The sequence below is a fragment of the Streptomyces sp. NPDC001443 genome (assembly GCF_053597355.1).
Genome location: NZ_JBSFIA010000053.1, coordinates 21,248 through 34,242 on the forward strand (window position 1 = coordinate 21,248; position 12,995 = coordinate 34,242).

Genomic DNA, 12,995 nt, shown 5'->3' on the forward strand with positions numbered 1-12,995 from the left:
ACGGACGGTGACCGGCCGCACGGCGAGTCGTCGCCGGTGCGGCACCGGGGTCCGCGCTCCCGAGTGCGGCGCGATCCATCGCCCTGCACGCTGGTAGCACGGACGACCCGGGGACACGGCGGACCGCAGGAGGTTCCGGTGGCGCACGGCGATGAGGACCCGCAGCTCGACGAGCGGGATGTTTCGATGCTGGACGCCCTCTTCACCCGGTCGCCCGTCGGGCTCCACCTGCTCGACACCGACCTGCGGGTGGTGCGGATCAACACCGCCACGCCCTCCATGCGGGGCGTCCCGATGGAGCGCATGATCGGTCGGTCGTTCCGGTCCGCGTACGACATCGTCGTGGACGACGACATGGAACGGACCATCCAGGAGGTGCTGGACACCGGGGTCCCCGTGCGCCAGCGGGTCGTGCGGGCCCGGTTCAAGCGGGACCCGTCCCGGGAGGGGCACTACGAGGTGTCCGCGCTGCGCCTGGAGAACCCGGAGGGAAAGGTGCTCGGTGTGGCGGTCACCTCCGTGGACGTCACCGAACGGGAGCGGGCGCGCGGCCGGGCCCGGGTGCTGGACGCCGTCCGCAGGACCGTGGGACGGACCCTGGACTCGGCCGTGTCCTGCGAGGAGCTCGTCAACGCCGTGGTTCCCGCGTTCGCCGACGTGGCGATCGTGGAGGTGGTCGACGCGGTGATCCGCGGCGACGAGCCGCCGCTGGCCCCGCTGCCCGCGGGCACCCCGCTGCTGCGGGCCGGCTTCCGCAGCACGGCCGAGGGCCCTCCCATCGCCCACCCGGTGGGCGATGTGCAGCGGCTGCCGGGCCCCACCCCGTTCACCCGGTGCCTGGCCGATCTGCGCGCCCGGGTGGTCTCGCTGCGCCCCGACGCCCCCTGGCTGGCCTTCGACCCCCCGCGCGCCGAGGCCATCCTCTCCTCGAAGGCCCACACCCTCCTCGCGGTGCCCCTGACCCTGCGCGACAGCGTCCTCGGACTCGTCAGCCTGTACCGCGCCGGGGATTCGCCGCCCTTCGACGAGGGCGACCGCAGGCTCGCGGTCGAGCTGGCCGCCCACACGACGCTGTGCATCGACAACGCGCGCCGCTTCGCCCGGGAGCACACCGTGGCCGCCACGGTCCAGCGCCATCTGCTGCCCCGCAGCCCGGAGAGCCAGGCCTCGCTGGAGACCGCGTACCTGTCCGTCACCGGTGCCGACCCCGGCGCCTGGTACGACACCATCGCGCTGTCCAGCGCCCGCACCGCGCTCGTCGTCGGCAGCGTCTCCGGGCGGGGTCTCAACGCGGCGGCCACCATGGGCCAGCTGCGTACCGTCGTGCGCTCGCTGTCCACGTTCGACCTCTCCCCCGACGAACTGCTGGCCCGGCTGTACGACACGGCCGCGCACCTGGCGACCGAACGGGCGAGCCTGCAGCTGGGCGATCCCATGCGCCGCGAGCCGCTCACCGCCGACTGCGTCTACGCGGTCCACGACCCGCTGACCGGCACCTGCACGATGGCGGGCGCGGGCCGGCTGGCGCCGGTCCTGGTCGAACCCGACGGCACCGTCAGCATCCCCGACACACCCGCCGGCCCGGCCCTGGGCTCCGAGGAGGACTCGCCGTTCGCCGCCGGGGAGTTCGCGGTGCCGGACGGCAGCGTCCTGGTGTTCGCCAGCGATCCGCTGCTGACCTCGTACCTCGCGGAGTCCTCGCGTCCGCTGCGGCAGTCGCCGGACTACCGCAACCGGCCGCTCCAGGACCTGTGCGACGACATCGTGTACGCCCTGCCGGCCGGGATGGGGGCGGGGGACGCCGCGGTGATCGTCGCGCGGGTCCGCTCCTTCCCGCCCGAACAGGTCGCCACCTGGGAGTTCGAGTCGGACCCGGCCACGGTGGCACTGGCCCGGCGGAACACCCGCACACAGCTCGCCCGGTGGCACATCGACCAGGAGACGGCGTTCAACACCGAACTCATCGTCAGCGAACTGGTCACCAACGCGATCCGGTACGGCAGCCCGCCGATCGAGGTCCGCCTGGTCAGCGACCGCAGCCTGACGTGCGAGGTGCGCGACTCCGGCTCGGCCGCGCCCCATCTGCGCCACGCCCGGACGGTCGACGAGGGCGGCCGGGGCCTGTTCATCGCCTCGCAGCTCGCCCAGGCCTGGGGCACCCGATACACGGCCGAGGGCAAGACGATCTGGACCGAGCAGTCCTTCTCCGCCCCCAAGCGCCGGAGCTGACCGGCACCGGCGCGGCCCCCGCCGCCCGGCCCGCGATCCGCCGGCCGTGGTCCCGCTGAGAGCTCCGAGCAGCAGTGGCGCCCGCCCGGCCCCACTGCTGTTCGGAGCTCTGAGACGTCCCGCGGCTCACCTGCGCCGGGCGTGTCCGCCCTGTCCCGGCTCCGGCCCCGCCGCGACCGGTACGTCCACCACGTCCACGTCGGCGGCCCGGACGTAGGCGAGCCGGTGGCCGAACTGGATCTCGTAGTACTCCTCGCTGCCCTTGACCACCGGACTCGGCGACTCGACGAAGTTCGACCGGTCGACGTAGGAGCCGTCCAGCCGGGACCGGGTCACATACCGCTGGCCCGCGAGGAACTCGTAGGGCAGCGGCGACTGGGTCGGCTCCTGCATCCCCTGCGGGTAGGCGCCCGGCTCCGGCAGGGCGCGCCCGAACACCGGGACCGAGTCCAGGCCCTCCCGCGGCGTCACCGTCCGCCCGCCCGCGCCGACGGCCGTCGGGTGGTTCCTCGGGTTCCTGAACCACCCCTCGTGCCCCTGGAACCAGATCGCCGTCCAGTCGCCGCGGCGCTCGGCGACCGCGAAGGTCTGCCCGGCGGAGACCCGCGACCCCAGGTCGTTGACGTCCTGCGTGGAGTCCGCGCCGTCCGGATGCCGGCCCGGGTCCTGGATCAGCGGTGCGCTCTCGGACGGCTCGGTGTACAGCCGGACGGCGCTGGATCCGTGCGGCACGCACGGCAGGTGGTCGTCGTGGTCGCCGGCGCAGCCGGTGAACGACGGCCTGTGGGTGGCGAAGTCGGGCAGGATCGTCACCATGTCGCTGTGCTCGGTGCCGGTGGCCCGCAGCGGTGCGCCGAGCAGGTCGAAGTAGTGCCGCCAGTCCCAGAAGGGGCCGGGGTCGTCGTGCATGCTCGGGATGCTGCCGCCGGTCGGCGCGGGCACGTTGTCGTGGCCGAAGACGTGCTGCCGGTCGAGCGGGATGCCGTACTTCTTCGCCAGGTAGCGCACCAGACGGGCCGACGACCGGTACATCTGTTCCGTGTACCAGGTGTCGGGCCGAGTGAGGAAACCCTCGTGCTCGATGCCGATCGAGCGGGCGTTGACCAGCTGGTTGCCGGAGTGCCAGGCCATGTCCCTGGTCCTGATGTGCTGGGTGACATGACCGTCCCTGGAGCGGATCGAGTAGTGCCAGGACGCCTCCGTCGGATCCTGCACGGTCTGGAACATGCTCGGCAGGTTCGCCTCGGTGTCGTGGATGACGATGTACTCGATCTTCTCGTCCCGGGGCCGGTCGGCCAGGTCGTGGTTGCCGTACCCGCCGCCGACCTGGACGTACGGCGCGGCCAGCCAGGAACAGTCCAGCTCGGCGGGGCACTCGACCTCCTTCGGCCGCGGGGGTCTCACCGGCCGGTGGGGGCGTACCCCGGGCGAGGCGGGGAGGGTGACGCGCTGGCCCGTGTCGGTGGTGCGGTGCGCACCCTCGCGGATCACCGTGAACACGTCGTCGGCGTACGTCGCCGCCGTGACCTTGTCGCCGTTGCCCGGGAAGCGGGCCACCGCCTCCCACCAGTCGCCGGTGTCGGCGTCGAGCGATTTGCCGAGTTTTCGTTGTGTCTCCGCCAGGAGAGCCGCTCCGGCCCGTACATTGGCTGCGGTGTCGGTACGCAGCTTCTCCGCCGGGACACCGGTCAGCCGGGCGGCCCGGCGCAGGTCCGCGGGCGGCGCGGAACGGTCCTGCGCGGGGGCCGACGGGTCCGTGCCCGGCGGTCCCGCCGCCACCGTGCCGGGCGCGGCGCCGGCCGGGCGTGCCTCGGTGTCCGTCAGGTGCATCGGTCCGTAGCCGCCGACGACGCTCGGCGCGCCGGGATGGGAATCCCAGCGCGACTGGAGATAGGCCACGCCCATGAGGACGTTGCGCGGTACGTGGTAGGCGGCTGCGGCGTCGGTGAACTCGTGCTGGAGGCGGCGGTCGTCCGGACCGCCCGTCAGCCGGCCGGTCAGCAGGGGCACCACGAGCGCCGTCGACGCGGTCACGCAGATCAGCAGGCGATGCCTGCGTACCGCACCGGGGACACGGGGGGCGGCAGGTCTTCTCATCATGCAAGGACTCCAACCGTGCTCGTCGCAACCAGGGCACAACCAGGACAAAGGAGTTGTCCTCCACGCCACCCCTCGTACGCTTCCGTGTCCGGCGTGCCACGTCGCGCCAACCGTCACCGACGTGGACCAGCACCCCGGCACAGGCCACCCGGTCGGCGGCAGAGCGGACGGCGTGGCGCCTTTGTCCGGAGCCCTCACTCCTTGAGCGGGTCCACGTGCCAGTCGGGGTGCCCCGGCATGGGCGGGGTGTGCGCCCCGTACAGCCACGGCGTCAGAAAGGGCTTCAGATCCCGGCCCGCGACTGCGGAGGCGAGTGCGACGAAGTCGCGTGTCCCGGCGGCCCTGCCCCGGTACGTCGTCACCCAGGACCGTTCGATCCGGCCGAAGGTGTCCTCGCCGACCTCCTCCCGCAGGGCGTAGAGCACCAGCGCCGAACCGTCGTAGCGGATCTGCCGGAAGAGGGACGGTTCGGTGGGTTCGGCGGGTGCGCCGTCGTCGTGGCGCCACTGGTCGTGCCGCTCGTACGCCGTCCGCATCACGTCCTCCAGGTCGGCGCCGCCGTGCGTGTCGGCGTAGAGGCGTTCGTAGTAGCGGGCGTGTCCCTCGCTCAGCCACAGGTCGGACCAGCGCCGGACGGCGACGCTGTCGCCGGTCCAGTGGTGGGTCAGTTCGTGCACGAGGTTGCGTTCCGCGTCGACCCGGCCGCCCGTCAGGTCGGCCCGCGGCAGCACGGCCAGCGACTGCGACTCCAGCGCCACGGGCAGGTCGGTGTCCCCGACCAGGACGCCGTAGCGGCCGAACGGGTAGGGGCCGAGGTACCGCTCCAGCCAGGTCAGGTGTTCGGGGGTGAGTGAGCGGTAGGCCTCGGTGTCGGCGACCAGGTCGCGGGGGACCGCGTCCCGCAGGGGCAGACCGCGCGGGCCGGTGCGGTCGACGAGGGTGAACTTCCCGATCGCCATCTGGACCAGCTGGGCGGCGACCGGCTGTTCGGAGTCGTACGTCCACCGGATCCGTCCGTCGGGCCTGCGGACGCGCTCGACGAGCCGGCCGTTGGCCACCGCGGTCAGGTCCGGCGGGGTGGTGATGTGGAAGGTGACGGGCGCCCGCAGGCTCGGGTGGTCGTCCACCGGGAAGATCATCTTTGCGCCGTCGGGCTGCGCGTAGAGCACGGTGCCGTCGGGGGTGGGCACCCAGCCGTAGGCCGAGATGGCGTCCGAGCGGTGGCGCTGGAGGGTGGGATCGGCGGTGTAGGCGACCCGGACGGTGAACGCGGCGCCCCGGGGGATCGGCCGGGCCGGGGTGACGACGAGTTCGTCGCCGTCGCGTACCGCGTCGGCGGGTGTCCCGTCGACGGTGACGGTGTGCAGCGCGTTGCCGGCGAAGTCCAGGTCGAAGCGGGACAGGGCCTGCGTGGCGGTGGCGCTGACGGTGGCGGCTGCCCCGAACGGGGCCCGCGGTGCCCGCCAGTCGAAGTCGAGCGTGTAACGGCGCACCTTGTAGCCGCCGTTGCCGTCGAGCGGCATGAGCGGGTCGCCGATGCCCGCGGCGCCGGGGGACGGGGTCTCGGCCCTCGGGGTACCGGGCGACGACGCCACGGAGGGACCGGGACTGCCGGGCCGGCGGTGGGCTCCGGAAGGGGCGGGGCCGACGGCGAGGACGACGACCCCGGCGATCCCCGCGGCGCCGACGACCGCCAGCCCCCAGGCCGTACGACGTCGCCCGCCCCGGCACGGCGGGCGGGCGTGGTCACCGGGGGCGGTGGTCTCCATGAGCACACTGTGCCAGCAAGAGGCGTTTTTATATGAACATACGACTCCACATCACCCGTGTGCGCGGGGTCCCCACGGCCCCTCGGTCGGCGCGCGAGGTTCGGAAGGCCCCCGGTGCGGGTGGCACCGGGGGCCTTCCGGGGCGGCGAGGAGTTCGCCGCCCCGACCGGACGACGCCACGACCGGGCCGCAGTCACCTGACGGCCCGTCCGAAGAGCGGCGACGCCGTCCGGTCCGGGATCCGTCGCGGGCCGGGAGCGGACCGGCTCACGACGGAGGTCTGTCGCTCAGGCCTGTTCGCCCCCGGCCGGACGCGCGGGCCAGTCGACACCCCACCCGTCCAGCCGACTCGCCGCGACGCAGGGATTTAACGAACCGTCATATTGTCTGCCGCAGAAGGGCCGTGGCACGATCGGACAAATATTCGCCCGGATGGCAATGAGGTGTTCATGAAACGGACACGACGCCTGGTGGCTCGTCTCGTAGGCAGGAAGCGCCCCAGCGGACGCTACCCCTACTGGCCCTACGATCTCCGGTAACCCAGCCCCGCTCTCGCCAGGGCCACATCCACCGGAACCAGTGGAATGCGCCGATCGCAGGATCCCGTACGCGGGGTCCTGCGATCTTTCGAGGAGGCCGGATGGCACGGGGCGAGAAGTCCGTACGGCCGCCGGGGCCGCGCGGGCGCCTGCTGACGGGCAACACCCGCGCGTACGAGGCCGACCGGATCGGATTCCTGCGTCGCTGCCACCGCGAGTACGGCGACGTCTTCTCCTACGACGAGCAGACCGTCTTCGTGATCGACCCGGAACTCGCCCACGAGGCGCTCGCCCGCACCGGCCACGGCTTCGTGACCGAGCTCGCACCCTTCGACCAGCGGCGGGACGTCGGTCAGGCCGCCGAGCGGGCCACCTCCTGGATGACCGCGCGCCGGGCCGCCTGGCCGGGGCTCAACCGGTCGGCGGCGGCCGCGAGCGACCACCGGACCGTCGAGCTCCTGGACGCGGTCCTCGCCGGGACCGCCGGCCGCGAGGTCGACGTGCTCACCACGATGAGGGCGTTCACCGCCCGGTCGATCGCAGAGTACTGCTTCGGCACGGACTCCGCCGGCGTCCCCGACCTGCTCCACGAGACCATCCGCGCCACCCAGCCGTTCACGGACTCGTCCTACGAGTTCCCCGGGTGGCTGCCACTGCCCCGCCACCGCCGCTTCTTCCGCACCGTCCGGCGACTGACCGACGCACAGCACGGAATCGTCCGGCGGCGACGCGCACCCGACGCCCACGCGCCCGGCGCCTGCGCACCCCATGGCGACCTGCTCGGCTTTCTGCTGGACGCCGATCCGGTCCTGGCCGACGACGCCATGGTGTCGATGCTCCACGGCATCCTCATGGGCGGCCACGGCGTGCCCGCCGCCGGGCTCACCTCCCTCGTACGGGAACTCGCCCGCCGGCCCCGGCTCGTCGGCGACCTCCGGGACGAGGCGAACGGTGCGGCGGGCGGTTCAGCGGGAGGTTCAGCGGAGGGTCGGGCCGGCGGTCCGGCGGGTGGTGACGCGCCGCCGTCGGCGGCCCGGCTCCCGCTGGCCGAGGCCGTGGTGCGGGAGACGCTCCGGCTGTATCCGCCCGCCTGGCTGATGACCCGCACCGCGAGCACGGCGACCACCCTGGGCGACTGGTCCCTCGACCCCGGCGACGACGTACTGCTCAACCCCTATCTGATCCACCGGGATCCCCGGTGGTGGGAGCGACCGGACGAGTTCGACCCCACCCGCTGGCTGGACGGGCGGTCGGCGCCCGGTCCGGCCTACCTCCCGTTCGGCGCCGGACCACGGGTCTGCCTGGGTTCGGCACTGACCCTGCGCCAGCTCACGCTGGTCACTTCCCGGCTGGCCCAGCGCTTCACCGTCACCTCGCCGAACGCCTCGTCGGTGGACCTGGAGTTCGTCGGCCGACTCGCACCGGCGGGCCTGCGGGCCTGCTTTCCTCCGGCCCGGCACTGACCTCCGCTCCCGCCCCGGGCCGGCCGGTCGGCGCCCCCTCCCCCGCGGCCCGAGGGGCAGCGGCGGCGGCTCCGGTGCGACCGCACGGCCGGCCGGGGACACACCGAGCGTGGCGGACCTTCGGCGGAAGGCCTCCCGCAAGTCATGTCCTTGCGGGAGGCCTTCCGCCGCCGACCCGGACGCCGGGTGTCGCGGCGTCGATCGGAACCCGAGGGTCAAGGCGGGGCCGGCGCGGGGTCAGCCCGCCAGGTACGGGTTCCAGGTGTAGGCGGTGTCCGGAGTGGCGGGCTCGCCCGGCCAGTTGAAGTAGTCGGCGACCAAATCGGCCGGGTGCGTGGCCAGATAGCCGGCGCCGGGCGCGTCGTCGTGGTCGTCCCAGGCCCATGGCGGGTTGGCGGCGTCGGTGTCGCAGGCGCCGTAGGCGGGACCGAGCACTCCGCCCGCGCCGCAGGCCGCTCCGTACGGGTTGGAGCTGTCGTCGCCGGCGAAGCGGCCCGGGTCGGCGAAGAGGCTGGTGGTGTTCCGCCGGTCCCACATCCCGCCGGAGGCGAACACGTCGGTCAGGGTGTACTGGACGTCGCGGTCGTTGGCGCCGGAGGGCACCTCGGCGGTGTCGCCCGGGTAGTAGAGCACGCCGTCACCGCTGTTGTACTGGCTCGCCACCTGCGAAATGGCGGTCTCGGCCCATGCGGCGTGGGTGTTGGCCTGCTGGGCGGTGAACGGGCGGGCGTGCCCGTCGGTGTGCGGGTCGCTCTTCAGCGGCAGAGTGCCGTCGACGCTCTCCGCGCCGCTGGTGAAGTCGCCGCCGGAGGGGACGTACGAGTAGAAGTCGCTGTGGGCCACGGTGAGGGCCGCCTTCAGAGTCCCGTACGCGGTGCCGTCGTTGGCGACGACGAGCAGCACGCCCTCGGAGTCGTTCTCGTGCTCGGTGAGGTCCTCCTGGTAGTTGTCGAGGATGCCGTCGGACCAGTCGCGCGGGTGGAAGTAGACGTAGAGCAGGTAGGAGAAGGACTGCGTCTGCGTCACCGAGTAGTAGACGTGCGCCGCGAGCGGTGAACGGCCGGTGTTCTCCCAGTTGTTGCGGCCGTTGAGATCGCCGTCGAAGTCGTAGGCGGCCAGGTAGTCGGACTGGCCGGCGAGGGCGGTCTCACCCGATGTGTCGACGTCCTGGAAGTGGACCGGGGCCCACCACGCCGCGAGGGTCGCACGGTCGGTGGCGAGGGTGCCGACGGCCGCGGCGGCGGGCCGGGCGAGGGCGGCGCACCAGGCCAGGGCCAGCACGACCAGGACGGACAGAAGACGTAACGCGCCGCTTCGGCCGACGGTGAGCGGCGAGCGCGGAACGGACAGCGGGAGGTGGACGATCGGCAACGGGGCCTCCGGATCGTGGAGTCGGGCCGGTCCGAACACCGACCGGCTGCATGACATGTGCACGATAGAGGAGAGGGGGTTGCCGCTTCGGGGCGAGCGCGCGATGAACAGAAGAACGCCAGGCGTCGCGCCGCCGGGCCACGCAGTTGTAGGCGTCGGTGAGGCCGATGACGTCCGCGACGAGGCTGAGCAGGCGGTGTCTGAGGCCCGAGGCTTGTTTCTTGGCCGCGGCGGCCGCGGCGGCCGCGGCGTCCGCTGTCGCCTTTTGCCTTTCCAGCGCGCGTTGTTCGGCCTGTGCGTTGGCGGTGGCGTTGGTGACGCTGGCCTTTTCGCGCCGGGCTGCGGCCTGGTTGTTGCTGGGGGTGCTTCCCGATCCTGCGTAGTCGTGGAGCACCTGGGAGCTGGGCTGGTGGCCGGGCGTGTAGTTGAGGCAGCTGGGGCAGTTGCGGGTCGGGCAGTCGATGTCCGCGCAGGTGCCGGCGGGGTCGGAGGTGGTGACGGGGGTGTCGTCGGCGTAGTCGTAGGCGTTCCAGGACTGCGGTGCGCCGGGGTCCAGAACAGGGTCGGGGGCGAGGAAGCGCCCGGTGGTGGGGTCGTATTCGCGGGCGCCCAGGTTGGTCAGGCCGGTGTTGCCGTCCTCCGTGCCACCGACGCACCCGCGTTGTCCTGCGGGCGGCCGAGGTGGTCACTGTTCGGCCGGTCCGAGACCTTGCGGCAGGGGTACCGTCTGAGTGTTGCCGCAGAACGGAGTTCGCCGTGTCGCAGAGCATCGAGGAACACGCCGGCGCTCGGATCGCCCGTATCCGGAAGCAGCGCGGTCTGACGCAGCAAGGGCTGGCGATGCGGGCGCACCTGTCGAAGTCGCTGCTGTCGAAGGTCGAGTGCGGGCAGAAGCCCGCTTCCCCGGCTCTTGTCGCCGCCTGTGCCCGCGCACTGGGTGTTTCCACATCCGACCTGTTGGGACAGCCGTACGCCGACGAACTACGGCGCGACCGCATGGACGCCCTGATCCAGCCGATCCGTGAGGGACTGGAGAACTGGGACATCGCGCTGGAGTGGGCGACGGCTCCGCGCCCGGCCGCGTTGATCCGGGCGGACGTCCAACGGGCTCTGGAGCAGCGCCGTCAGGCGCAGTACACGGACATGGTGCGCAACCTGCCCGTGCTGATCGACGAGTCGGTACAGGCCGTGCACACCAGTACCGGAGAGGCCCAGCGGCTGGCCTATGAGTGTCTGGCGGAGACGTTCCGGTGTGTGTTCACCGTGGTCTGGAAGCTCGGCTTCCTGGATCTGGCGACCGTCGCGTTGGACCGGCTGGCGTGGACCGCTCCGCGCGCCGACGAGCCGGGGCTGGCTGCGATGCACGCCTTTTTGCGTGCGCAGACCACGTTGTCGTCGGGTCGGTACGACGTGGGTCTGCGGGTGGTCGACCGGGCGCTGCGGGACCTCGACGGTCAGGGGTCACGCCGCCCGGCGGGCATTCAAGCGATGCGGGGCATGCTGCACCTGCGTGCTGCGACCATCGCGGGCCGGATGAAGGACCAGGACCACGCCGACGCCCGCTTGGCCGAGGCCCGTGCCCTTGCCCAGGCCACAGGCGAGCTGCCCGACTTCGGTGTCACCTGGGGGCCGGTGAACGTCGGTGTGCATACCGTGGCGATCGCCTCGGAGGCTGACGACTTCGGGCGCGCGATCGAACTCGCCGCCAACGTGCGCATTCCACGCGGCTGGACCCGTTCACGGGCCGGTCACCACTGGATGGACCTCGGCCGGGCACACGCGTGGGCGGGCCACCCGGACAAGGCGCTGGACTGCCTGCACCAGGCCCGGCGCATCGCCCCGCAGCAGACCCGCTACCACCCGACCGTGCGGGAGACCGTGCTGGCACTGAAGCGGCGGGAGAGGGCGCGCAACGGCTCGTTGGCGCAGTACGCGGAGTGGGTCGGGATATAGCGGATTCCCGGCGGGAGGAGTTGCACCTTTCGGTGCAACCTCGGTGCATCGCCGGTCGGCAGGCTGGCGTCTCGTCAGGACCCCCGCGACCGCGCGAACGGTCCGGGGGCATGGCCAACGCTGACAAGGAGCGTCGACGTGCCGCACTGTATCGCCCACGCCTTCGAGCCGCTGTTGCAACTGCTGTGGCCCACGCCGGGCCGCCATCGCAGACCTGATCCCTCATCCGCCAGCTTTGTCGCAGAGGTGTCGACCGCCTGTCCGGCTCGGGTACCGGCCACCCGAGGAGTACGCGGTGAGGAGGTCGGACCGGTCCGCCTGTGTCTGGTCGCGCACGAGCGGCGGAAGGAGCAGAGGCAGCAGGCTCGGCGTCGCATGCTCCGGCTGACAGCGCGCGGCATCGACGTCGGTCCCCGGCTGTTCGACGGAGTGGAGGCCACCGCGTGACGAGCGGGACCGGACAGCTTCGCCTGCTGCCGTGGGCCGGGCCCGAGGGCAAGCCGTGTTACCTCGCAGGCGACGGGACCGGATACCTGTCCCGGCTCGCCGACAACACGGAGGCAACCCAGCTCGCCCTGGCCGGGGAACTCTTCCATGAGGCCACACAGGTCCTGGACAATCGGCAATGGACTCCAGGCGAACTTCATCTTCTGGCAGTCGAGTTGGCTGAAGCCCTCGGCAACGTGCACCGCATCGCGGCGAGCCGCGGCGCACGCCTGCCCGCACCTGCCGACGACGATCTCGACACCGGGGAGGGCCTGGAGGACGAGGAAGACGGGCAGGACGAGCTGTTGGGGCACGCCCACATCGGCGTCGCCACCGACGTCTACGCCCACGTCCGACTCCGCCTCCAACGTCAAGCCATCGACGCCCTCGCTGCCCAGGACGACGACCCTGACGATGGCTCTGACGTCGCTCAGTGGCTCCGGCATGTTGGCTTCCGCTGACCCCAGTTGACGAAGATCCTGTGTCGCCCGGACGCCTTGAAGCGGCCCCGAGGGTTGGCTTGCGCTGGGACCGTTTGAGGTGTCAGGAAGCGGTGTCAGTGGCAGCCGATAGTGTCGCGACCCATGAGTGATCAACGGCAGGTGGTTGTCCGCAAGGCGGAGCATGCAGACGTCGAGGGTCTTGTGGCGTGCAGTGGTGCCCTGTTCGCCGAGGACGCGGGGACCCGTGATCCGAGCGTCAACGTCGACTGGCCGCGTGAGTACGGACGGCAGCGTTTCACCTCCGGTATCGACGATCCGGACCGGCTGCTGCTTGTTGCCGACCGGGACGGCGAGGTTGTCGGCCATCTCACCGGTGTGGTGGCCGAAGGGTCGGCGATGAAGCCGGTCAGGGTCGCGTCGCTGGTGAGCATGTATGTGCAGCCCGCTTATCGCCGGGAACAGATCGGCGGACGCCTGATTGGTCAGTTCATGGCCTGGGCGAAGGACAAGGGTGCGGAACTGGCGGAGGTGACGGCGTACTCGAGCAACACCGAGGCCGTCCGTTTCTATGAGCGCAACGGCTTCGCGTCCAAGTCGGTGACCTTGGAGATTGTTCTGTAGGCGTCTGTGCCATGTCGTCGG

At 72.0% G+C, this 12,995-nt stretch carries 8 protein-coding genes and 1 pseudogene; 5 read left to right on the forward strand and 4 right to left on the reverse strand.

Going from position 1 to position 12,995, the window contains the following annotated elements; genetic code table 11:
- The first annotated feature begins 138 nt into the window (after positions 1–138).
- Positions 139–2,229 (forward strand): SpoIIE family protein phosphatase, encoded by a 2,091-nt coding sequence (locus ACWC24_RS37245; RefSeq protein ID WP_450667343.1) that lies wholly within the window; start codon positions 139–141, stop codon positions 2,227–2,229.
- Positions 2,230–2,355: 126 nt separating this feature from the next.
- Here ACWC24_RS37245 and ACWC24_RS37250 read toward each other — a convergent pair whose 3' ends face one another.
- Both ACWC24_RS37250 and ACWC24_RS37255 read right to left on the reverse strand, forming a co-directional pair.
- Complete coding sequence (locus ACWC24_RS37250) at positions 2,356–4,326, reverse strand: N-acetylmuramoyl-L-alanine amidase (protein WP_450667357.1); 1,971 nt, start codon at positions 4,324–4,326, stop codon at positions 2,356–2,358.
- A 197-nt stretch (positions 4,327–4,523) separates the two neighbouring features.
- The gene (locus ACWC24_RS37255) at positions 4,524–6,098 is read right to left on the reverse strand and encodes a M1 family metallopeptidase (RefSeq protein WP_450667344.1); all 1,575 of its coding nucleotides are present in this window, start codon (positions 6,096–6,098) and stop codon (positions 4,524–4,526) included.
- A 640-nt stretch (positions 6,099–6,738) separates the two neighbouring features.
- On the opposite strand from ACWC24_RS37255, the gene ACWC24_RS37260 reads away from it, so the two are divergent.
- A complete protein-coding gene (locus ACWC24_RS37260) occupies positions 6,739–8,100 on the forward strand; it encodes a cytochrome P450 (protein ID WP_450667345.1) in 1,362 nt (453 codons plus the stop codon).
- Between the two features lie 237 nt (positions 8,101–8,337).
- On the opposite strand, the gene ACWC24_RS37265 is transcribed toward ACWC24_RS37260, so the two are convergent.
- Together ACWC24_RS37265 and ACWC24_RS37270 are read right to left on the reverse strand one after the other, a co-directional pair.
- Positions 8,338–9,471 (reverse strand): hypothetical protein, encoded by a 1,134-nt coding sequence (locus tag ACWC24_RS37265; protein ID WP_450667346.1) that lies wholly within the window; start codon positions 9,469–9,471, stop codon positions 8,338–8,340.
- 535 nt (positions 9,472–10,006) lie between these two features.
- Positions 10,007–10,093: pseudogene (locus ACWC24_RS37270) on the reverse strand (hypothetical protein); the annotation flags it as partial.
- Positions 10,094–10,227: 134 nt separating this feature from the next.
- Here ACWC24_RS37270 and ACWC24_RS37275 point away from each other — a divergent pair.
- The 3 genes from ACWC24_RS37275 to ACWC24_RS37285 all read left to right on the forward strand — a co-directional run bounded on the left by ACWC24_RS37275 (position 10,228) and on the right by ACWC24_RS37285 (position 12,974).
- Positions 10,228–11,424: a helix-turn-helix domain-containing protein gene (locus tag ACWC24_RS37275; RefSeq protein ID WP_450667347.1), complete on the forward strand. Its 1,197-nt coding sequence runs from the start codon at positions 10,228–10,230 to the stop codon at positions 11,422–11,424.
- Between the two features lie 443 nt (positions 11,425–11,867).
- A complete protein-coding gene (locus tag ACWC24_RS37280; protein WP_450667348.1) occupies positions 11,868–12,371 on the forward strand; it encodes a hypothetical protein in 504 nt (167 codons plus the stop codon).
- Between the two features lie 123 nt (positions 12,372–12,494).
- Entirely contained in the window at positions 12,495–12,974 is a 480-nt protein-coding gene (locus ACWC24_RS37285) for an N-acetyltransferase family protein (RefSeq protein ID WP_450667349.1), read from the forward strand.
- The last annotated feature ends 21 nt before the right edge of the window (positions 12,975–12,995 follow it).

Excerpts from the sequence above, each read along its gene's own strand:
- ACWC24_RS37250 (WP_450667357.1), bottom strand. The coding sequence starts at position 4,326 with ATGAGAAGACCTGCCGCCCCCCGTGTCCCCGGTGCGGTACGCAGGCAT.
- ACWC24_RS37255 (WP_450667344.1), bottom strand. The coding sequence starts at position 6,098 with ATGGAGACCACCGCCCCCGGTGACCACGCCCGCCCGCCGTGCCGGGGC.
- ACWC24_RS37260 (WP_450667345.1), top strand. The coding sequence starts at position 6,739 with ATGGCACGGGGCGAGAAGTCCGTACGGCCGCCGGGGCCGCGCGGGCGC.
- ACWC24_RS37285 (WP_450667349.1), top strand. The coding sequence starts at position 12,495 with ATGAGTGATCAACGGCAGGTGGTTGTCCGCAAGGCGGAGCATGCAGAC.